Source organism: Paenibacillus whitsoniae (assembly GCF_003955665.1).
In the GTDB taxonomy this organism is placed as follows: Bacteria; Bacillota; Bacilli; order Paenibacillales; family NBRC-103111; genus Paenibacillus_E; species Paenibacillus_E whitsoniae.
In genome coordinates this window covers 24,606-47,096 of the sequence record NZ_RXHU01000007.1, presented here as the reverse complement: position 1 = coordinate 47,096, position 22,491 = coordinate 24,606, and the positions used below count along the sequence as shown (strand labels likewise).

The 22,491-nt window shown below is 50.3% G+C and carries 16 protein-coding genes and 1 riboswitch; of the genes, 3 read left to right on the top strand and 13 right to left on the bottom strand.

All coding sequences use genetic code 11. The annotated features are described in order from the left end of the window. Positions 1-84 precede the first annotated feature (84 nt). From EJQ19_RS01480 to EJQ19_RS01460, 5 genes are all read right to left on the bottom strand, one after another. Positions 85-4,236, bottom strand: a complete 4,152-nt coding sequence (locus tag EJQ19_RS01480) for a glycoside hydrolase family 9 protein (protein WP_164716262.1) — start codon at positions 4,234-4,236, stop codon at positions 85-87. Positions 4,237-4,475: 239 nt separating this feature from the next. Beyond that, positions 4,476-5,825 (bottom strand): hypothetical protein, encoded by a 1,350-nt coding sequence (locus tag EJQ19_RS01475; protein WP_126139439.1) that lies wholly within the window; start codon positions 5,823-5,825, stop codon positions 4,476-4,478. 12 nt (positions 5,826-5,837) lie between these two features. Continuing rightward, complete coding sequence (locus tag EJQ19_RS01470) at positions 5,838-7,394, bottom strand: ABC transporter substrate-binding protein (protein ID WP_164716261.1); 1,557 nt, start codon at positions 7,392-7,394, stop codon at positions 5,838-5,840. A 63-nt stretch (positions 7,395-7,457) separates the two neighbouring features. Beyond that, positions 7,458-8,369: a carbohydrate ABC transporter permease gene (locus EJQ19_RS01465; protein ID WP_126139437.1), complete on the bottom strand. Its 912-nt coding sequence runs from the start codon at positions 8,367-8,369 to the stop codon at positions 7,458-7,460. Positions 8,370-8,393: 24 nt separating this feature from the next. Then, positions 8,394-9,368 (bottom strand): ABC transporter permease, encoded by a 975-nt coding sequence (locus EJQ19_RS01460; protein ID WP_241242676.1) that lies wholly within the window; start codon positions 9,366-9,368, stop codon positions 8,394-8,396. 199 nt (positions 9,369-9,567) lie between these two features. Here EJQ19_RS01460 and EJQ19_RS01455 point away from each other — a divergent pair, with 199 nt between their 5' ends. Then, the gene (locus tag EJQ19_RS01455) at positions 9,568-10,581 is read left to right on the top strand and encodes a DUF3231 family protein (protein ID WP_126139436.1); all 1,014 of its coding nucleotides are present in this window, start codon (positions 9,568-9,570) and stop codon (positions 10,579-10,581) included. A gap of 10 nt (positions 10,582-10,591) precedes the next feature. Here EJQ19_RS01455 and EJQ19_RS01450 read toward each other — a convergent pair whose 3' ends face one another. The 3 genes from EJQ19_RS01450 to EJQ19_RS01440 form a co-directional block, all read right to left on the bottom strand. After that, positions 10,592-12,280: a sensor histidine kinase gene (locus EJQ19_RS01450; protein ID WP_126139435.1), complete on the bottom strand. Its 1,689-nt coding sequence runs from the start codon at positions 12,278-12,280 to the stop codon at positions 10,592-10,594. A gap of 37 nt (positions 12,281-12,317) precedes the next feature. Next, a complete protein-coding gene (locus tag EJQ19_RS01445; protein ID WP_126139434.1) occupies positions 12,318-13,961 on the bottom strand; it encodes a response regulator transcription factor in 1,644 nt (547 codons plus the stop codon). A gap of 279 nt (positions 13,962-14,240) precedes the next feature. Next, positions 14,241-15,203, bottom strand: a complete 963-nt coding sequence (locus tag EJQ19_RS01440; RefSeq protein ID WP_241242679.1) for a DMT family transporter — start codon at positions 15,201-15,203, stop codon at positions 14,241-14,243. A 143-nt stretch (positions 15,204-15,346) separates the two neighbouring features. Continuing rightward, a riboswitch (FMN riboswitch) is annotated at positions 15,347-15,496 on the bottom strand. Between the two features lie 205 nt (positions 15,497-15,701). On the opposite strand from EJQ19_RS01440, the gene EJQ19_RS01435 reads away from it, so the two are divergent. Continuing rightward, a complete protein-coding gene (locus EJQ19_RS01435; protein ID WP_126139432.1) occupies positions 15,702-15,884 on the top strand; it encodes a hypothetical protein in 183 nt (60 codons plus the stop codon). Between the two features lie 30 nt (positions 15,885-15,914). Continuing rightward, entirely contained in the window at positions 15,915-16,064 is a 150-nt protein-coding gene (locus EJQ19_RS31665) for a hypothetical protein (protein WP_164716260.1), read from the top strand. 30 nt (positions 16,065-16,094) lie between these two features. Here the strand turns inward: EJQ19_RS31665 and EJQ19_RS01430 are convergent, their stop codons facing one another. Genes EJQ19_RS01430 through EJQ19_RS01410 form a run of 5 tightly spaced genes read right to left on the bottom strand, consistent with a single transcriptional unit; the run spans position 16,095 to position 22,472 of the window. Next, the gene (locus EJQ19_RS01430; RefSeq protein ID WP_126139431.1) at positions 16,095-17,411 is read right to left on the bottom strand and encodes a sulfatase family protein; all 1,317 of its coding nucleotides are present in this window, start codon (positions 17,409-17,411) and stop codon (positions 16,095-16,097) included. Continuing rightward, positions 17,408-19,060, bottom strand: coding sequence for a sulfatase family protein (locus EJQ19_RS01425; protein ID WP_126139430.1), 1,653 nt, complete (start codon positions 19,058-19,060; stop codon positions 17,408-17,410). Before EJQ19_RS01425 ends, EJQ19_RS01430 begins: the two co-directional genes overlap by 4 nt. 13 nt (positions 19,061-19,073) lie before the next feature. Beyond that, positions 19,074-20,621, bottom strand: a complete 1,548-nt coding sequence (locus EJQ19_RS01420; protein WP_126139429.1) for a sulfatase family protein — start codon at positions 20,619-20,621, stop codon at positions 19,074-19,076. A 39-nt stretch (positions 20,622-20,660) separates the two neighbouring features. Beyond that, entirely contained in the window at positions 20,661-21,515 is an 855-nt protein-coding gene (locus EJQ19_RS01415) for a carbohydrate ABC transporter permease (protein ID WP_126139428.1), read from the bottom strand. Further along, a complete protein-coding gene (locus tag EJQ19_RS01410; RefSeq protein ID WP_126139512.1) occupies positions 21,516-22,472 on the bottom strand; it encodes an ABC transporter permease in 957 nt (318 codons plus the stop codon). It lies immediately after the preceding gene. Positions 22,473-22,491: the final 19 nt, after the last annotated feature.

Below are 22,491 nucleotides of genomic sequence, written 5' to 3'. Positions count from 1 at the left end.
CTGTTTTCATACTATTGTAGCTCGGAGAAGTTAAAATTAGCACCAGGTTTTAACAAAATTTTGATTAAATTTCTGTCAACACCGTTATCGCGTCACCACGACATCATCAAAATACGCTTTCGTATTCGCATAGGTGCGCGCCCCGATCTTTCCGTTGGCAAGCGATGTGTCCACGACACTAAATTGCAGTACGCCATCTTGGTAGACCGAGATATGGCTGCCACCCAGTACAATCTTATACGTATAGAATGTATCCGCCGCAATGCTCGGGTTGGTGAAGGCCAGCGACGTTTTGACGCCGGCGACGGATTTGATCAGCTCCATTTTTCTGCCGGAACGATCATTATTTTTCAGTAGCAGCAGGTAGTAATTGTCCGCATCGGTATAACGTACGAGCAGCCCGGCATCTTTGTTGCCGTTGATGTTGTTGGTAACATTCACTTTCGCTTCCAAAGTGTAGTCCGTCCAGGAGGCGTCACCGGCGATGGAATAGCTGTTCGAGCTTCCCGCTTGCCCGCTATACTGGCCTGACTGTACGGACCATGTACCGCTGGTCGGTGTCCAGCCTGCGGCGGTGCCATTGTTGAAATCGCTGGAGAACAGCTCCTGACTGACAACAGGGCCAGATTGAACGGCGCTGCTGACCGCATTCGAGGTCGTATCTGTCGTGTGGAAGTAATAGGAATGAACGCCTACAGGCAATTTGGTCGTGAATTGATACGCCTTGCCGTCACTGTACGTGTTGTCTGCCGGATTAATTGCCTCCATCTGATGAACGACGCCATCCAAGATAAGCTCCATCGAGAACGGTTTCTCATTGTCCGCATCGGTGTACGTCGTATTGAAAGTGAATGCGGTCTCCACATCGCCGGATGCGTGATCCACGCTGATGCCGCTCAGGGTTGGTGCGGTTCCGCTGGCGACATTTGAAGCCTGAATCTCATCCATGAACATCTCGCCATAACCAACACTTGTTTGATTCAACCAGATGGCAAGCGTCGCTTTCTTTTTATTGACGACCGGTGTCAGCGCATCCAGGTTATAGGATAACGTCGTCCAGGTCGTCGGAACGGCGACCCAGCCGCCTGTCAGGTTATACGTGCGCGAACCGTCATTCAGCTCAATTTTCATCCGCAAATTGGCGTAATTCGGGTTTTTGACCTTGAAATTCAAGTAGCGATATCCGGACAAATCCACTACGTCGTGCCACGGTTGGAATTTGGCATAGGAATTGGTGGCCGTTGGCGTCTGCTTGAATGTTCCCACCGTAAGACCGTCCAGCGTTGTCCGTTCGAACGACGCCGTTCCACCGTTTTGCGTGTACCAGTTCACCCATTCACCAGAGCCTCCGACTGAGCCCCATAGGCCGCCGCCTCCAAAATCATCATAGAGCAGCGGAGTGGAAGGATCGGGCAGAGGCGCCGCCACGGTATAATGCGTGGAACTGTAGCTCTGTCTGCCTGCCGCATCCGTTCCGCGAATATCTACGCGCTTATTGGCATAAGCAGGAGACGCGGTTTCATTGATGGTTGCCGCATATACGGCGCCCGAAACGGACATGGGTACAAAAGTCCCCGTCGTGCCTGTGGTTGAGTACTCGAGGTTCGTAAGGCCTGCGGCCGATCCGCTAAACACCGTAACATTCCCTCGCACATAGTCGCCAATGGTCGGTGACGTGATCGGCAGCGCAGCAGGTGTCGTCCCTCCTGCGGAGCTAGCGGAAGCATTCGCGCTTAACCCCATGATCGTGTACAGCAGCCCCGCCTGAATACTGATGCTGAATTCGTTATAGCGCCATTGATTCGTATCATCCGAATACAACGAACGGTCTACGTACCACGGACTTACGCTCAGTTTATCCTTGGTATCCTTCATGTTCGGCCCGCTCACCATCGCTCCCGGAAATACAACGCCTGTACCCGTCGAAGTATTCGCCGTTTCATCCAATCGGGTATGCGGATAGGTCACAAAGTCAGAGCCGATACCGGACACCCAGGAGATATTCCACGGATTTTCGCCGAAAACCCAATAGATGCCCTTCTCCACCGCACGCAGCGCAGCAGGATCATGGAACAACTCGTAATAGCGCATAAGATCGCCTAAATAAGACACATGCGGCTCATTGACGCCGAAGTTCTTGAATTGGTTCAGCACACTGTAAGGCGTGTCATCGGTGGAGGTTAAGAAGAAGTCGACTTGCTCCTTCAGCAATTGTTGAATGTGCGATTGGGTAGTCGAATCTGCCACCGGATAAAATTCCGCCAGCGACATCGGCCGCATATCCCAATAGTTCGTGGAAGCCAAATCATTAAATGTCAGCGTGTTAATATTGGCGGTTGCCGCATTCTTGTACGCATTGTTGTTCGTCAATAAGTACAGTTCAACGTCCGCAAGCAGCTTGGAATTCGGAATGCCCCCGCGCGTCGCGTAGGAACCGACCGGTCCATCCGGATTCGCCACCACGTAATTGTAAAAAGTAACGGCAGCCGCTTCGCAGTTGTTCGCAAAGGTCGTGAGCGTCGCCACCTTGGCCGGTGCAATATCGCCCTTGGCAATTGCCGTATGGATCGCTCTTGCCGTCGCTGCAAGTGTCCCTGCCGCCTTGGCCGAGCCACCTACGCCAAGGCCCGAAAGCTTGCGATCGTCCGCCGTGCCGTTTATATTGTCCGTCGATTTTTCCGGGTGAACGAAGCTGGCATTATTCTTGAGATCATACATGGCGCCGCCCAGTTGATTGGCGAATTTGATCAAATACTCGCTGCCGAAGACGGCTTCATCAACCAGATCCGGGATCCCGTTGTTGTCATTATCGAATTTGGAGCTGACGGCATCGGCATTCCGGATATAAGCGAGCGCAATTTCGGTACCGACCCATTGATTGCCCGCGTATTTGCCGTAATCGCCGGCATCGTACCAACTGCCCGTCAAGTCGTAGTGTGTTGTGCTGTCGGCGGACTGGGCATCGTCCAAATGACCGGCCCCATGGAAAATCGCTGCTGATGGCGCGACCGAGCTATAGCCGGCCGGATAAGCATCCGACGTTGCGACGCTAGCCCGCAGGATACGATAGAACGCCGTCATTTCATCCTTGTAGTTGCTCCAGATGTTCGCCTGGATCGCGAATGGATAAGACGAAATTCCGTTCGTCACGACGGTGTAGTCCGTTCCGCTCGCCGTGATCGAAGAGAAGTCGATGGAATAGACGTGCTTATTCCAGAACAATCCCTCATACGTCATGTTGCCGGAAGCAACAACGGATGCGCCGTTTTTCACGACATAGGACAAGTCCGTGAGCGGGAGCTGAGCCGTAACTTTTGCATTCTTAAATGCACCTGTGTTATAGCCCGCTTGACTGACATTCACATCGATCGCCTGTGTCGTATTCGCCACGACAAGACCGCTTTGCACGGCTGTCGATACTTGGTTTGATGTCAAATCTGTTGTTCGGAAATAATAAGTGTGCGTGCCCACGGGCAGCTTCGTGATGTAGGTATACGTTTTTCCATCCGTATAGGTTATATCGTTGTTATCATCTTCCCTCATGTCATAAACCGTGTCGTCGATCACGAGTTGAAGCGCAAACGGCTTCTGATTGTCGGCATCGGCATACGTCGCTTTGAACGTAAAGGAGGTGTTCTGGTTATAGCCGCCTGCGGAATTGGCCGTCATGCTGCCGGTCAAAGTAGGCGCAGTACCGCTGCTGGCCGTAGAGGCGAAAATGTCATCGATCAGCGTCTCGCCATACGTGCCGCCGGATTGGCGGAGCCATATTTCAAGCTTGGCTGTCTTTTTGTTCAAGGCTGGCGTCAGCGCATCCAAATCAAATTGACTTGTTGTCCAAGTCGTTGGCACTGCCACCCAACCGCCCGTCAAATTATAGGTGGTCGTGCCGTCCCCGATCGCAACGCGAATCTGCGAATTGGGATACCCTGGATTTTTCATCGTGACATTCAAATAACGGTATCCGGTCAAATCCACCGTCTCGTTCATCGGCTGAAATTTGGCCCATGACGAGCTCGACGCCGGGGTTTGCGTAAATAAGCCCACCTGGCGCGAATCGACAGTCGTCTTCGAGAAGGTGCCGGTTCCTCCTGCTTGGTTGTACCAGTTCATCCAATTCTGCTTGTAGATACCGCCTCCGCTAAAATCGTCATACAGCAGCGGGTTACCCGGTCCTGGCAGCGGCGTGACGGCCGCCGAGCTTAGACTTGGTGCAAGCAGCAGAGTGTTTAACACGAGTAACACGCCCAAACACGTGCACCAAAATTTCCTTGCTCTTCCTTTCGTTCGCGTGGTGCTTGACATTAATCATTCCTCCCATGCAAAGTGTGATGAAATCGCTTACACCAATATTATAAGCTGCCATTTTTTCACAATCGATGATGTAATCTCAACTTCTTGTGATCAATTCCGTTAGATCTAGGCATAGCGAAAAGAAAAAGCCCCCGCGTTTCAGCGAGGGCCCTCCTGGTCGTTTACTTTTTCCTTAACACCAAGCGAATTGTTCGTTTCTCTCCCGTCAATTGAAACCGAAGGAACACCAACTCATCTTGTATCATCTTCGTTTCCACATCGCTGGAGCACGTTTCGAGGTCGTAGCCGCTAAGCTCATCGTCCCAGTACACAAGCCCGAAAGGCATCGGCTTCCAGTTTCCAATCTCGTAGACAATTTCGATACGCTCACCCGATTTTTCATACTGCGTGATGAAGATCGGCGGGATTTTCTCCTCGAACTCGTCCTGCATATCCCACTGACCGATGTAATTGCGAAGGAGCCGCGGCTTGCACTCCCCTTTAAGAAAGGCCATCTGGCACTGGCTGTCGTAGTAAAAGAACGTATCCGGCCAAGGCCCGGCCGCCACACCGCCCAGCGTCATCGTGTAGTCGTTCACAGCGGGACGAATCGGCTTATCTCGCGTCAGCATGTAGGACGGCGCCGTGATGGCATGGCTCGCGTGATAAGCGGCCAGCGCTTGCGGCACGGTGGTCAGCGTTGCGCCGCTCTGCGCCACGTAAGCAAAGAAGCGGTCAAGCATCCCTGCACAAGCCTCGACATGCGATGCCGGAAACACTTGAAAGCGATCGCTGAACTCCATTTCATGCGCCTCTTGCTGCTGCAGGAAATACACCTGATCATTGTGAGCCGTATTGTCCAAATACTCGTCAAAGAGTATTTGCCAGTACGCAATTTCGTCGCCTGTACACAAGCCCGCGCGCAGCACGTCGTTGGGATCTGTCGAGTAGATGACCGGGCTGCCTGTATGGTACGACAAATGCAAATCCCGGGCCGTCCATTCGCAGGCTACAACCTTGCCTTTGCCCGTGTGCGGCACCTTGTAACGGTGGCTATCCACATACCAGGAGCCCCAAGGGATGCCCTTATGGGTTATGCCGTCCCACCACACCTGCTCCCAGCAATAGCCCCACATCCCCTGAAAATCAAGCTCTTCCAACACTTCGATCACTTCATTGTATATCTTCCCTCTGCCCGCAATCTTGGTAGACGCCCAAGGAAATGCTTCTTTTACAAGCGCCCAATCGCGCTCTAAACTCGCTTTTAAGACATCCTTGGACATGGCGGCATCTTCCATGAAGAAGGGGCATTGCAGAATAATATCGTCGCCATAGGCGTCATGCCACTGCCGTATATGCTCCCCCAGTACGGGGATGGAGCCCCGGTTCACGATCCATGTCACGGGAATGCCATGCGCATGGGCTAATCTTGCTGTCCGCTCTACACCTTCAACAGCCGTTCCATGCCCCCAGGGCGTATCATAATGGGACGCATAGCTGACGAATGTATAGATGAGGTTCTGGGGTTTCAACAGGAATCACCTCTATTTTTTGTTCTCTTTCCACCAGGCATCAATTTGCGTTTGCAGCTCTGTTGCCACTTTTTCCAGTCCTGCTGCCTTTAGCTTCGCATTACGCTCATCCAGCAATTTGGACGGGTTCGGCACAGCCCCTGTCGAGATGACTTTGTATTCGTTGACGATCGTCGTTAATTGCGCAATTTCATTTTTGACTTTCGTATCATCGAAAACAAAACCGATTAACGGAAAGCGCTTCGCATCATTGTTGAATTTCTTCCAGCTCTCATACAAATCGTCAGGTTGACCCGGTTTCAAGTAGTTGATAAACTGATTCCCCAATACCCAGAATACTTGGCTGTCATAACCGGAATCCTTGATCGGTTCGATGCGGTTTGGCCCTACTTTTTTGTAGTGCTTGCCTTCGATGCCGTTAACAAGCAGGTTGATGACGTACGGATCCGTATGGAGGTAATTCAGCACCATCATCGCTCTTTCCGGATTTTTCGACGTTCTCGAAATGGACAGCATCGAGCCTGTCGCCAAATCCGTGGTGACAATCGGTTCTTCAACAACATGGGAAACCCAATCAAAGTTGTCGGAAAGCTTCAATTCAATGTCAGCACCTGGCTTCCATACTGTGGATTGCACCCAAAGCTTCCCTTGCTTGCGGATATCCGCTACGTTCGTTGTCACCGTTGCCGCATCTGCGTTAATGTAGCCTTTTTCATAATATTTCCGGAACAATTCGGCATCCTGTTTATTCAAATCGATGATATCCTGATCCAGCACGGTGTGTACTTTCATATCCGTAGCTTTGTAGTCCAGGAAGAACATCGGCAGCTTGGCCGGTACGGGCCCGATCGGGCGGTAATTGGATTTGGTTTCATACATCATGAAGCTTGCAGGGCCGCCAGCCACATAATAGTCGATCATATCCGGCTCTGCTGCTTTGATTTTTTCAAAATAAGGCTCTAAATCTTCGACTTTATTAATTTTGTCGACAGGGATTTGATACTTATCGGCGATGTCCTTTCGGAACGTAAAAGCCTTGCCCTGCGTAATTTCCTTGTTTGTTGGAATCGCATACAATTTGCCTTTGTAACGAGGCGCCTCCAGGTATAACGGATGGAGCAATTTCTTAGTCTCCGGCGCAAACTTATCCAAGAGCGAATCGAGCTCCAGGAACGCTCCCTTCGTGACATTGGCGGAGTAATCCAGCCAGGATGCGGTGAAGACAAGGTCCATTTTCTCGCCGGTATTCATCATCAGCTCCGTCTTCTTCTTGTAATCGGCAGAAGCGATCGGCTGCAGGGTGACCGTCGTGTTGATTTTCTCTTTGAGGTACTCATTCAGCTTCTCTTGGACAAGTGCATCGTCCTTCATCGGCTTCGCTTGATAGACCAGGGAAACATCGTACGGTTCCAGCGTCGCTTTCGGACTAGCTGGGGCTGCCGAGCCGGCAGCTGTCTGGGCAGGACTTGCCGTGCTTGCGGCGTTGTTGCTGGAACAAGCGGGCAAGACAGCGGTTAAACCAAGTGCGAGTGCCATTGGGGCGAGCATTACGGTTTTTCTACGTTTCATTGTGGACCCTCCTGTAAGGAATATTATAACAGACGGCCGCATACGCAACCGGTATTACTGACATCAACCTTTTACGGCGCCAACGGTTAAGCCTTTGACAAAATATTTTTGGAAGAACGGATACACAATCAGGATCGGCCCCATGCCGATAAAGGCTAAAGCCATTTGCAAGGATTCGTTAGGCAAATTCCTGAGCAGCTCCGGATTCTGGGCGGCCAGCATCATATTTTCGCGGATGTACTGAACGTCTTTCAGCACGCGCATCATGAGGAACTGAACGGGATACATAGGCTCCTTATTAATGAAAAGCAGGGCATTGAACCAATCGTTCCAATACAGGATGGTGGCGAAGAGCGCCATCGTCGCCAGTACCGGCAGCGATAAGGGAATTACGATCCGGAAGAAGATCCGCAGCTCGCTGGCGCCGTCCATTCTGGCCGACTCAATCAAAGCGGGATGGATCGTCGTCTGGAAAAACGTTCTCATAATAATGACATTGAACGGAACTATTAATAACGGCAAAATCAAGGCGATATACGAATCTTTTAAATGCAGCGTTTGCGTGTAAATCATGTACTTGCTGACTAACCCGCCATTGAACAGCATGGTGAAGAAAAGAAAGAACGTGAACAAGGACCGGTATGGATAATCCTTGCGGGATAAGGGATAGGCGTACAGCGCCATGAGCAAAACGCTTGATAACGTGCCGATGACGGTGATGCCAATCGAAACTTTATACGCAGTTGCGATGGTCGTAAAATCTTTAAACACGGTCTGATACGCGATCAGAGACCACTTGGAAGGGAAAAAGCTGTATCCTTCATTGACCAGCGAGTCATTGTGTGTGAAGGAGACGATAATGACGAGAATGACCGGCATGATGCAAGCTAACGAGAAGAGAATGAAAATGAGATGAAGGATCGACTCCGTCAGCGGAGATATGCGATTTTCCCTGTGAGGCAATCGGATGAGCATGAGATTCACTTCCTATTCAATCGTTTAGAATAAAGCTTGATCCGAGTTGATTTTGCGTACCGCGCCATTCGTCAGAAACACCATAATGAACCCAAGAACGGACTGTACCATCGCCGCGGCCGAAGACATCCCAATATCGTTCAGCTGCATCAAAACGCGATAGACGTACGTATCGACCGTATCCGTAGCCGGATACAACACGCCCGAATCCATCGGGACTTGATAGAACAGGCCAAAGTCTGAATTGAAGACATGCCCCATATTCAGAATCGTCATAATGATGATAATGGGCATAATCGATGGCAGCGTGATATGCAGGATCTGCTTCCACTTCGAGGCTCCGTCAATGACTGCCGCTTCGTAATACTCGGGATCGATGCCTGCGATTGCGGCGATGTAGATGACGGCACCGATGCCGACGCCTTTCCAAGCGTTGACGATTGTGAGAATAAAGGGCCAGTATTCCTTCGCCATATACCAGGACACCGGTTCTTTGCCAAACCACGGCAGCACGGTGGCGTTCATGAAGCCATGTGTCGGATGCAGGAACGCATAGACGAGATAACTGATGACAACCATCGATAGAAAATGCGGCATAATCAAAAAGCTCTGATAGCTTTTGACCGCGATTCGGCTGCGGATCTCATTCAATGCCATTGCAATGGCCACCGACAAAATCAAGTTCAAGATCATGAACGTCATACTGTAGGCGACGGTATTTCTGACAATTCTCCACAAAGATCCATTGTTGAATAGAAATGTGAAGTTCTCGAAGCCAACCCATGGACTCCCCCAAATGCCGTCGACATAATTGATTTTCTTGAAGGCAATGAACAGCCCGAACATCGGCAAATAGTTATTGAGCAGCAGCACAACGGCCGCCGGCACGATCATCAACGTCAAATGCCTGAACTGCCAAAAGTTTTTAAAAAACCGAAATCTTTTTGTCTGTACACTCGCTGACTTTACTTGCCCAGGAGATGCAACTGTCTCTCTCACTGCGTCCACTCCTTTCTCTGTTGAATTCAGTATAGAGGACAGATTCTCTCAATTCGATGATGTATCCCTCTAAGAGTGTGATGGATTCTCGCAGTCTGAAAGAACAAAAAAACATACGGATTCCGTATGTTAAAGGTTTGCGTATAATTAAATTTGGATTGCAGATACTCCATTTAAACAATTAAAGGAGCTCGATGGTATGAGTGCGGAGCTGCATACAGTAGGTCTTTCCTCGACGGAAATCGCCGGATTATGGACGAACTATATCAATGACAGTATGTCAATTTGTATTTCTAAGCATTTTTTGCATCATGCAAATAATGAGGATATCAAACCGATCATTGCCAAGTCAATGGCTTTATCCGAACAACATCTCAAAGAGATCACACACATTCTTCAGAAGGAAAACTGTCAAATTCCGATAGGATTTTCGGACGAGGATGTTAATCTAAATGCCCCTCCATTGTTTTTTGATCTTTTTCCATTGAGTTATGTTTATGGGATGAGTCGAATGGGGCTGGTCTCCTACGGTTTGTTCTTATCCAATGTTGCTCGCGAGGATATTCGATCCTTTTTCTCACAATGTTTGACATCAACGAAAGACTTGTACAATGAAGCGATTGATTTGATGCTTACAAAAGGAATTTACGACCGTCCGCCTATGATCCCTTACCCGGATCACGTTGAATTTGTTTCAAAAAAGGAAACTTTTCTTTCAAAATGGTTTGAGCAGAAACGCCCGTTGAATGTACTTGAGCTATCCGAGATGTTCTTTAACATTGAACGAAACTACTTTGGCCTCGTTATGCTCACAGGCTTTATTCAGGTTACGAAGGATGAAACCATCCAGCACTACTTGAAAAAGGGGAAAGATTTAGCTCTTCAACAAATTCAATTTCTAAATCATACACTGATCAATGAGGACCTCATGGGATCCATCATGGTGAATTCTGAAGTATCCACTTCTACGGTATCCCCTTTTTCAGATAAGTTAATTATGAGTTTGGTTACCATGCTTAATAGTCAAGGCGTGTCTTTTGTTGGCCATGCGTTGTCCGTTTCTTCAAGAGTTGATTTAGCAAGTGAATACTTAAAACTCATTCCTGAAATATTACAATACGGGAAAGACGGCACGGATATATTGATCGACCGAAAATGGTTGGAAGAGCCGCCACACGCACCCAATCGGAAAGAATTAGCCAAAATCAAGTGATATTCTCTTCTTAAAGCGGAATGATAATCGTCGCGATGAGTCCTCCGCCTTCGCGCTGAAGGTAGGTAAGCCCGTAGGGATCGCCGTAGTGCAGCTGAATGCGCTGGTGAACATTGCGGATCCCATACCCTTTGTCATCGATTTCGCCGCTGACAATCATGCGCAGCTTTTCCAGATTCACCGGGATAAATCCATTGTCTTCGACCACGATATGCATCTCAGCTTCCTTGCATTTCACTCGAACCCACAGCTGGCCTTCCCCGTCCATACTTTGAATGCCATGGAATATCGCATTTTCCACCAGCGGCTGGATGATGACTTTCGGCATTTTGACAGCGTCCAGTACTTCATCAATGTCCCAGAACACTTCAAAATTGCCCGGATACCGCTTCATTTGCAGCCGGATATAGGCGTGCACGTGCTCCAGCTCTTCGCTTACCGGAATGACACTCTTCCCTCGGCTAAGGCCGATGCGCAGCAGCTTCGACAAATCTTTGACCATGCCTCCCACGTCGTGATTCCCGCTTTCCAGGGCATACCAATAGATGGAATCCAGCGTATTGTAGAGCAGGTGTGGGGTAATCTGCGAATGAAGCGTATTCAATTCCTGCTCTTTTTGTTTGATTTTCATCCCATAGTTTTCTTCAATCGATTCATTAAGCCTGGCTGTCATCCGGATAAACGCGGTATACAAGAGGCCAAATTCGTCGGAACGGGTACGGGACGACTCCAGGCCGAAGTCAAACGGCTTCCCGAGCTCGTACACGCGTGTAAACATGACTAAGCGCGCCAACGGCTTAATAATATTGCGCAGCAAATAGACGACGAAAAGCAGAACCAGCAGTAAATAAATGGCCAGCATGACCATGATGAGCTGTTGAAAGCTTGTTTGCTTCCCCATGATGGATTGGAGCGGAATCTTGTAAATCAGTCTCGTATGAAAATTAAATTCATAAGAAACCGCATATAAATCCTTCTGGTTGTTCGTTTCGCCAAAATAATAACCCGAAGCTTGGTTGCGAAGATCCTCCGGCAGCTCTGATAGCGCCATGTCGGCTGCACCCGACTTCATCAGCAATTCGTCGAGGTCATCGAATAAATAGACGCCGGCGTGCTCAGGCAGCTGCACCGAAACGAGATTTTTGTTCAAGAGCACTTCCAGCTTGGAGACGGCAAGAAAGCCGATCGATTGATCATATTTTTCCGGATGCAAAATACTTCGTGTAAACGTGATCGTCGGTTGTCCGTTGCTTGACGTTGCCAGTCGCAGCATACCGGCCCCTTTCTCCGCTTGTGTCTGCTGCACCCAACCCGGGTACCCCATGCTGCTATCCAGATAGATAAGTCCTTGCTTTTTATAGAGCGCATTTAATGGAAAAGGCTGATTGCTCGTATTCTCCATGTAGATCGCATATTCGGTGCCGTCCGTGGACCAGCGATCCAGAATCGTATCTGCCTCGCTCAGTGCGCTAATGCTGTCAATATGCGTCCAGAACGCAAATTGTTTCGGATTGCTGAAAAAATGATTATCCAGAAACGTCACCGTTTTATCTCTAACCGAAGATAACGTGTTCTCCATCGTGGCGTGATTCTGCTTCACCAACTGAAGCATCGTTTTTCCAACTTCATCTTTAATCGTAGCCGATGTGCGTGAGAACGAAATCCAGCCGACAATGAGAAACGGCCCTATGATGAACAAACAGAAGGCCACAATTACCTTATATTGCAGCTTCAGCTTAATTCCCCCTGACCTCTTTGCGATAATCGGCCGGCGAGATGCCGGTGAACCGTTTGAACATACGGCTGAAATGCTCCGGGGACTGGTACCCTACTTGGTACGAAATTTCATAACGCTTTAAATCGGTTGCGCCCAGCAACCGCTTCGCCTCTTCGATCCGAACCTCGGACACGAAGTCCCATATGTTTTTGTCGGTTTCTCTTTTGAATAAATAACTCACATAAGCCGCACTGAAATGCACTTCTCCGGCAATGTCTTGAATCTTAAGCTCATGATTGCCGTAGTGATTGTAGATGTACGCCGTGATCCGGGAGACAACGGAAAGATCTCGCTCGCTCATGGAAGCTCGAATGCTGTCCGCGAGTCCTTGCACGTATTCGTGGAGCTGAGTAACTTTGCGGCCGCTTTCCATGCCTTTGAAGTACACATCCGGATCCCACTGACGGAAGGTGTTGCTTGATTCTTGTCCGCTATCAAACAACAAGCCGTACAACCGGTACACTAACAATCCGAAAAAGCTATGAAACAAACCTTCCCGATGGGTCAGGTTAGAGAGGATTTTGATTGCAGTTTGGAGTTCTTTGGCTAAACTTGCCTCATCTGCTGTTTTTATGTGAAGCGCGAGTTCTTCTACCTTGGCCGCCCACTCCATCACTCGCATACTGCCCAGCGCCGACATATCCTCATAATAGAGCACGTTATTGTCCGGATGCAGCTTGCGCCATTCAATGGCGGCACTCGCCTCCTCCATCAGCTTGGGCAGCATCGTTAAATCCGGGCTTAGCGTACTCATGCCAACCGTCACGTCTACATTCAGATATTGCTTGAGATTGACAATGATCGTCTGACCGATCAGATTGAGCTGGGAATTCCTATTCAGCCTCGTATCCGCAGGCTCTGAAGCTTCCAATTGAATGACACAGACGAGTTGATTCCCAAATCCATAGAAAGCAACGCCGCACCAATCGGCCAAGCTTTCTTCCAAGATGTTGACGGAAGCGTACTTCAGCAGCTTGCGATCCATCAGCGTAATGTCCTGATTACTGAATCCGCCCCTGCTCAAATTCAAGTGAACGGCTGCGATGCCGTACCAATACCCTTGCTCCTTCAGCGAACTGCCGATTTCGCGAAGCAAATCTTCGTAATCCTTCTCCTGCAGATCGGTTTCCGTTACTAATTCGATCAGCGCTTCATGTCTTTTCTTGCGAATATGATCATCGATGAGGTTCGTATCGGTGCCAGGTCGCTGAAGGGTCAGCCGTCCCATTTCCTTCTTTTCTTGGAGGGCTTTCCCGACAACGCGCGTTAATTCATCCAGCTCTACAGGCTTGATTAAATAATCTTTCGCCCCCAGCCTCAGCGCTTTCTTGGCAAAATCAAACTTCTCGTGTGCAGAGATGACAATGACGGGGAGATACGGCTGTTCCAGCAGAATCGCTTCCATCAGTTCAATACCGTTCATCATCCCCATCTGAATATCCGTCAATACAAGATCATAATTGTCGAGGCGCAAGCAATCCAACGCTTCAAATCCGTTCAGCGCGGTTTCCACATGACGAATGCCAAGCGCTGATTTCATTAAATAGCTTTTAATCCCCGCACTCACGGTGGGCTCATCATCGACGACCAACACTTTATACATGGAAGCTCCCCCTTGTCAGGCAACCTGCTGCCAATCCACTTCTATGATATCATGGTAGCCAGCGTTTTTTGCGTTGTCGATGATCTTTTCGAGGGAAATTGTGATGTTTCTTAGAGAGCCGGAATGCGAGTGGATGAGAAAAAGAGCTCGCATTCAGCGAGCTCCCCCTTAACCAAATTGATTCGCTTTTTTGAATCGACAGACTGGCACAGACCTAAACGTTGCAGGATTTTCGCCAGACTGACAATCAAGCTGTATAAAACTCTATAAATGCGACTCTTAACTTACCCAAGCGGCTTGCGTCTTGTTTTGACTCCGGTTCATCATCCACAAGGTAAGCCAAATCAGAATGAAGCCAGTAAGCTGGCCTGTGGTTACTTTTTGCCCGAAAACAAGCCAGTTCATGCAGACACCAACCGCCGGAAAGGCCAACTCTGCCAGCGTTGCAAAGAACGCCTTCGTCGAAGTCAACCCTTTATAATAGAGGAGCATCGAGAGCAGACCAGGGAAGAATGCCTGGAATAATAAGTTCACAGCGATAAGCATCAAACCGCCGCTAGTGCCGGTTACGTGCCATTCATCGTTGCTAGTCAGAAGTACAACCGTCAGCAAAGGTATGGCGAGAAGGAACCTTAGCGAAGTGACGATGGGGAAATCCAGCTTTTTCTGAAGCAAAAACTTGCCCATGACGGTCGATCCGCCCCATAACCCAGCTGCAACAATTGAGAATAAACAGCTGATTGTGCCTAGATCCTTGAAACCAAGCTCTGGCAGTGAAAAGCCGAATGTCAGCAAATACGTACCCATCAGCGCCACCGCGATATAGGCAAAAAATTTGGAAGGCAGCGTCTCTTTGAGCATCACACGAGCAAGAATGATCGCAAATAAAGGCTGCAGCTTCTGCAGGAGCAGGATCGCGTTGGCATTGCCGTATGAGAAAGCAGCTGTGAAGGCAATGGTGGCTATCGCCGAACCGCCCCACGAGATGAAGAGTAAGGCGCCAATGACGGCTAGCGACAGCTTGCCGCTCAAGGTTTTCCGGTACTTCACCATAGCCGGCAGCGCATAGCAGGCAAGGAGCAAATGCTCAATGAACACGATTTGTGCCGAAGTAAAACTTTTTAGCAATAAAATCCGAAATAGCGGGTCGAGTCCCCATAGGGTTGCTCCAAGGGCGACATACCACACCCCACTGATACCGCCAGAGCGCGTCAGAATCGCATTTCTACGCTGTGATCCAATCTTAAATACATCTTCCAATTCAAAAACCTCCTAAGGAATATTTTGAATTGAACCTTCTGAAAGAAACAATGCCCCCGCTTCATAATCTGCGGGGGCATTGACAAACAGACCTGCCAAAAACATCGAGTTTTTGACAAGCTGATCTTCACCTTCTCCCATCCGGACTCTAACCGTCGGCCCTGGATTTCCACCAAGTCAGTCCCAGCCTAACAGGCCGGGAGTCGCGGGCTTGAGATACCTACACACGTATCCTCACCGCCGGTAGGGAATTTCACCCTGCCCCGAAGGTTCAACTTTGATAGTTCACTTACAAAAAATAAGTAAATTTATTCATGTATATTAGCACCAGAAATAAAAAAAAGCAAGGATTTTTTTATCCCTGCTTTGCTTTACCTTCGATAGCTCATTCTTTCTTGAGTTGTTTTGAATAAGCACGATTAACCAGCGGCATAATATCCTCGTCACCAAGACCCATACATTACAGGAGGGACTACTACGATGGATCAAAAGAAATTATATGAAAAACCAAGCTGGGCAATGACATCCAACCCGTCTGAACAAACTGAAATTAATCAAGTCGAACATACTGACGAAGGAGTCCCATCAAATTATCAGGCTATGGGTGAAAGCTATAGTGACACAACTAACTTTGAAGTGAATAAAGAACCTGGTCGGTTATAGGCCATTATACTATCCTTGGAGGTGAACGTGATGGATAACAACCAATTTGACGATAACAAAATCGCGCCTGGCATGAATACTCATGATGAGCTCGAAGAAAAAGCAACAGACGAAGAAGTACAAAAGGGGGACTTTACTTCAGTCACACGCCTTTATCTTGACCGCACGCCAGAGGATTGAGTATCTCCTCCCTTCTCTGATATAACGCTACTACTTCCCCCAGTTGCTATGCGGATCATCAATCGCCGGTCTGGTCAAAGCTCCCGTCGCTGTCCACCAAGCTTCTACGGTTTGCCGCAAGTTCTTGCGAATCTCATCGTGCTCGCCATGCCCTGCAACATTGACGATTTCGTCCGGATCGCTGCGCAGATCGTACATCTCTTCCAAGTCATCCTCTAAGTAGTAGACATACTTCCACTGCTTCGTCTGTACGCCGATCATCGGGTGGCGTCCCCAGTACGCTTTGTAATGCTCAAAGAAGATTTGCTCTTCCGCCGGCGCCTCATCCCGGTTCAGAAGGGGCAGCAGCGACCCGCCTTCGCATTCCTTCGGCACGGGGATTCCCGCCGCATCGAGCAGCGTTCCGGTTACAGCCGCAGTCGATACAAGATCCCGAATGACTCGGCGTTTCGGTGTTTCGCCCGGCACATAAAGAAGGAGTGGGACGTTGTACAGCTCTTTGTAAGGAATCACGCCCTTCAGACGCAGGCGGTGGGCTCCTTGCATATCCCCGTGATCGCTTGTAAAGAGAATGGCGGTGTTATCCAGCATTCCTTTCTCCGTTAGCTTCTCCATGATGCGTCCCAAGTACAAATCCATCAAAACCAGCATCGCCCGATACCGCTGGGCATCCCGACGTACTAGCGCCACCGTCAGCTCGGATTCGCCCTCCGAAGCCCGCTCTCTCTGGAACGGCGGCTTCGTCGACAGATCATCCTCATAGTAACTGCGCGGAATCGGCATGTCGGATAACGGAAATTGCTCGGCATACCGCTCCAGCAGCTCAAACGGCTGATCGACCGGAGCATTCGGATGCGGCATATACCAGTTCAGCTTCATGAAAAAGGGCTTCTCGCCGTCGTAATCCTCCAAATAATTCAAGGCTTGCGCGGTTGTAACGGCATCCCGGTGACTATGAAAGCGTGGATCTTCATTCGCTCCTGCCAAATCCAGGCCGTCCGTACGATAGTCCGTGACTTGAAATGCGTGATCGGCCGGCGACAAGCCTAGATGCCACTTGCCCAAATACACCGTGTCATACCCGGCCCCGTTAAAGGCTTTGGCGATCCCCCACTCGGCCGGATCAAGCACATGTCCGATCTGATAAACCCCTACCTGGTGCGGATATTTGCCGGTCATCCACGTCGCGCGCGATGGCGAACACTGGGCGGACGTACTGATGGCCCCGGTAAACCGCACGGATTGGTCGACCAGCTTATCGAGATTGGGCGTATAGTAGCTGCTGTCCACACAGCCCATCGCATTGACCTGCTGCTGATCGGTTGAAATCATGATGACATTTCTCATAGATTCTGACTCCTTCCCACAATGACAAAAGAGGAGACTGCCTCCTCACTGTCTTTATATCCGAGGCGGACTGCTTTCGCACGAATCGTCGTCCGACCGCTGCTGACCAGCCGAATCGGGCCTGTGTACAGCTTCCATCGCGGCGCTTCCCCTTCGTCCGTCGTATAAGCTATCGAAGCTCCCTGCGTAGCGGAGTGAAGCCAAATCGCCGTCGGCTCGTCAAATGTTTCCTGTGCGGCCGGCTCAATGCCCGCATTCTGTGAATTGATGGCGATAAAAATAGGAGCGGCTGTCTGCGGCTGAATGCCGCCGGGCCACATGCTTCTCACCATCTGTTCCTCCGGCACGTCTCCCCAGACATCATACTGCATCCGCCAATCGTCCATCGCCGTCCGCAGCCGTCCCAAATCCGCTTGATAAGCGGGATCCGCAGCGAGGTTATGAATCTCGTAGGGATCGCTCTCACAGTCATACAACTCCTCGGCAGGGCGCTGGGTCTGCATCAAGATGCGGGCATCCCCTTCCAGCTGTCCGGCAAGCTCCAGCCGCCACAGCTCCTGAAACATCGGATGATGATGACTGAACTTGATCCATTGCAGATAAGGCTGCTGCGGATCGTAATTCCGGATGTACTTAAACCGCCGATCCCGCACAGCTCGCACCATATCGTAGGATTCATCGTACCTGTCTCGGGTGGCGTAGACATACATTCTCGGCTCCTCCCGATTCCCAAGGAAAGGCTGCCCTTGCAAATGATAAGGGATTGCCGCGCCTGCGATCGATAAAACCGTAGGTCCGAGGTCGATGAGACTAACCATTTGCTCGCTGACCGCTCCCGCTTGAACGACACCAGGCCACTTGACAATGAGCGGCACGCGAATACCCGCATCATACGGCCAGCGCTTCGCTCTCGGCAGCCCTTCACCGTGGTCGCTCCACAAGATGACGACCGTATTCTCGGCGAGTCCGTCCTCCTCCAACTGCTGCAGCAGGGCGCCGACGGCTCTATCCGCTTCTTCGATCAAATCATAATACTTCGCAAGCGCCGCCCGCGATTTCGGCGTGTCCGGCAAATAAGGGGGAACAGTAACCTGATCGGGATCTGTCACTGGCGACACATCGCTCGATGATCCGTAAGATTTACGCATGAGATTGCCCCACATCGAACTTTCATGCGTATATATGTGATTGAACACGGCGAAGAAAGGTTGCCCCGGCTCGCGGTGCCGCCAATGTGCGGAAGTACCATCTTCGTCCCATGCGGTCAGCGGCGAGGCGAACTGGTAATCTGTTTTAAAATTGTTGGTACAGAAGTAGCCCTCTGCCCGCAAGTATTCGGTAAACGTTTTGACATAGGCAGGCGGAACAGGAAAATAAGGTGTCGGCAGCTCCGGCGTATAGGGATTCGTGTGCTCCGTCCGCATATGATGCGTGCCGATCGCAGTCGGATACATCCCGGTAATGATGGAAGAACGGCTGGGGGAGCAGACCCCCGCCGTTGCAAAAGCGTTGCGATATACCGTCCCCTCAGCCGCCAGTTTATCGATGTGCGGTGTCCGCGCAAGCGGATCGCCATAGCATCCGAACCTTGGGCTGGTGTCCTCCAGCGATATCCATAAAATATTCGGTCTCTCTGTGGAAGATGTCACGTGCTCGTCCTCCTTATCTGCCTGCCATGCGGGCACCGATCTTCGCTTGAAGTTGGTTCAGAAACGGGTTCCGCTCCTGCGGGAACTCTTCGGGATGACGGCGAACCAATTCCGGTACGAGATGCCCTCTGCCCGTCTCTTCCAATCGCTTGATGTAGCCCTTGAGATAGCCTCTGGCGTGGAAAGGCCCGCCCTCCTGCATGACCGTCCATAGCGGATCGACTGCATCGGTGTTCTGTCGCATCATGTCATCGTGCCATTGATTGAGGTAGTAAACCGCTTCCATACAGACGCTGCGATTGTCGGCAGCCACATTATGCTGCTCCTTCGGATCTTCGGCCAGATTGTACAGCATCTCCTCATCGAAAAGATGGAAGCCGTCATGGTACGATCGAATGTAGATCCAATCGCCGAACCGAACGCTGCGCTGCACGACGTGTGCGCATTGCGATACGACAAGATAATCGCGGCCGCAATCGGTACCGTCTCGTAACGCAGGTGCGTAGCTTCTGCCTTGCCAATCCGGGTAAACAGGCTGATTCAGCATGTCGGCGAACGTCGGCAGCAAATCGAGATGATAATGCAGCCCGTCATCCACGGTGCCCATCTTCATGCCCGGCCAGCGAATAATCATCGGAATGCGGCAGGTGCCTTGATCCGCAGTGGCGTGCTCGCCGTAGATGCCCAGCTGCCCCATATTCTCGCCATGATCGGCGGAGATGAGAATGATGACATCGTCCATCACACCCTGCTTTTCCAAGGCGGCGAACAGCCGTCCCAAATGCTCATCCATATAGCGGATGCCGCAGTCGTAGCCATCGATCATTTCACGCATATCATCCATATTCTGAATCTCGCCGGGGTGGCGCGGGAAGGCGGCAGGCCGCTGGTTGTCATACGTTTTATTCTGATAATCGATATTCAGCTCATTCGCGCAGTGCGAACCGACCATTTGCTTATGCCGCTCAAGCACGTCCTCTGTCAGCCAAGCAGGCAGCGGCTCCTCGGCGAACGGGTTGCCGAAATCCAGCGGCGCACGATAAGGTGTATGCGGATCCCAATAATTGATGTACAAAAACCAATTATCCTGATCGGCATTTCGCTCAATCCAATCGAGCGCGACCGGCGTAACATGCTCGGCGGATTCATTGCCGTACCGGCCTGTATTCAGAATTTCATTGAACCCTGCATAGAAATGAAACGTTGAGTGTCTTTGAGCGAACGGGCTAATCAGCACCGTATTCAGATCCCCCGTGAGCCCGAGATATGTCGGAAGCGAACCTCCCCGCGACAGCTTGCCCATCAGCTCGCGCGATTTGCCCTCAAGCTTCATATCGCCGGCCGTGCCGCCATGTCCCACCAAGCCGTTCACGATACCGAACTTACCGCTCATGAGCGCTGTCCGCGAGGGTGCGCAAGGCGCATCCGAGGTATAATAGTTCGTGAACCGTACGCCTTCTTCGGCAATTTTATCGATATTCGGTGACGTATTGCGGTGATACCCGTAGCAGCCCAAATGGTCCGGGCTTGTGGAATCCAAATCGAGAAACAATATGCGCATGGTCCCCATCCTTTCCTACTTTTAAATCAACTTCGAATCTTACCCTTTGACCGAACCGACCATCATGCCTTTATTAAAATATTTCTGCAAAAACGGATAGCAGATGAGCAGAGGCAGCGCCGTCGCAACAACAGCGGCCATTTTGACAGGAGGCCCGTATTCGAATCCGCCGACGCTTGTCAGCATCCCCGTGTCCGAATCCAGCAGGAACTGCCGCAAGAATGTCTGAATCGGCCATTTATTGGCATCGTTCAGATACAGAACCGCCTGAAAATAATCGTTCCAGCGAGCTACGCCATACATCAGCCCGATCGTGACCAGCGAAGGCATCGACAGCGGAACAATAATCGTATAGAGCAGTCTCCACTCCCCGCAGCCGTCCATTCTCGCCGCTTCTTCCAGCTCCGCCGGAATATTGGAGAAGAAGCTTCGCATCAGAATTAAGAGAAAAGGGAAAATGGCACCTGTCAGAAAAAGAGCCCAATAGCTGTTAATCAGATGCAGCTGGCGAACGACCAGATACGTCGGAATCAGGCCGCCGTTAAAAATCATCGTGATCAGGACCAGCATATTCATCGTTTTTCGGCCTCGCAGCCAAACCTTCGACAAGCCGTACGCCATTAAGATCGTAAAGAATAAGGAAATCGCCGTGCCGCCGATCGTGATGATAAAGGTATTCCCGTACGAGCGTACAAAATTTGCGTTCAAGAGCAGATAGCCGTAGGAATTCATCGTCCAATCGTGCGGGAAGAGAAAGAACCCGCGCGTTAAAAACTCCGTCTTCGTGGAAAAGGAACTAAACAAAATGTAGGCAAACGGAAAGGCGATGAAGAGAAAGATGACGACCAAAATGAGGTAAATGAAGCTGTCGAAGAGCCTGTTAGACTTTTTCATTTAGTAGACGCCCTCCTCTCCGAATTTTTTCGCCAACCGGTTAAAGGTCATGACCAGCACGAGTCCGACGACGGATTTGAACAAGCCTACAGCCGTTGAATAGCTGAACTCTCCTTGCTGTACCCCGTTCCGGTACACATATGTGTCGAATACATCGGAAACGCCGATATTTAACGGATTTTGGAGTAATAAAATTTGCTCGAAGCCCACATCCATGACGTGTCCGATTCGCAGAATAAACAGGACAACCGCAATATTGCGAAGACTTGGCAGTGTAATATGCCACATTTGCCGCCAGCGCCCCGCTCCGTCCACATATGCCGCTTCATATAAGCCAGGATCAACGGCAGCCAACGCAGCAAGGAATAAGATGCTGTTCCACCCCATCTCTTTCCAGATGTTCTGGGATAAGAACAAGGCCCGGAAATACGAAGGATCCGTCAACAATTCGAAACGCTCAAACCCATGCTCAGCCAGGAACATGTTGATCCCGCCGTCCTGCGTCGCGAACAGGATGACCGTGATCCCGGCTACGACGACCCAAGAAACGAAATGCGGAATGTAGATTGTCGTTTGCACAATCTTCTTGATCCAGGGCTTCCTCACTTCATTCAAAAGAAGAGCCACGACGATCGGAATCGGAAAAAACAAAAATAAGTTGATGGCACTGAGCACAAATGTGTTGCGCATGATGATCCAGAAATCGGCATCCGTAAACAGCTCACGAAAATTAGCCAAGCCAACCCAAGGGCTGTCTGCAAACCCCGTAATGGGGTCGTAGTCCTTAAATGCAAGGACCAGACCACCCATCGGGATATAGCGGAACACGAGAAAAAACAGCAGTCCCGGTAGAATCATCAGATAAATCGGCCAGCTTCGGCTCCCGAACAGCTGCTTAGTGAGGCTCTTCGACTCTACTGCCGCACGATTTCCATTTAAAGCTCGCTCCATATTCATGTTCATTGATCAACTCCAG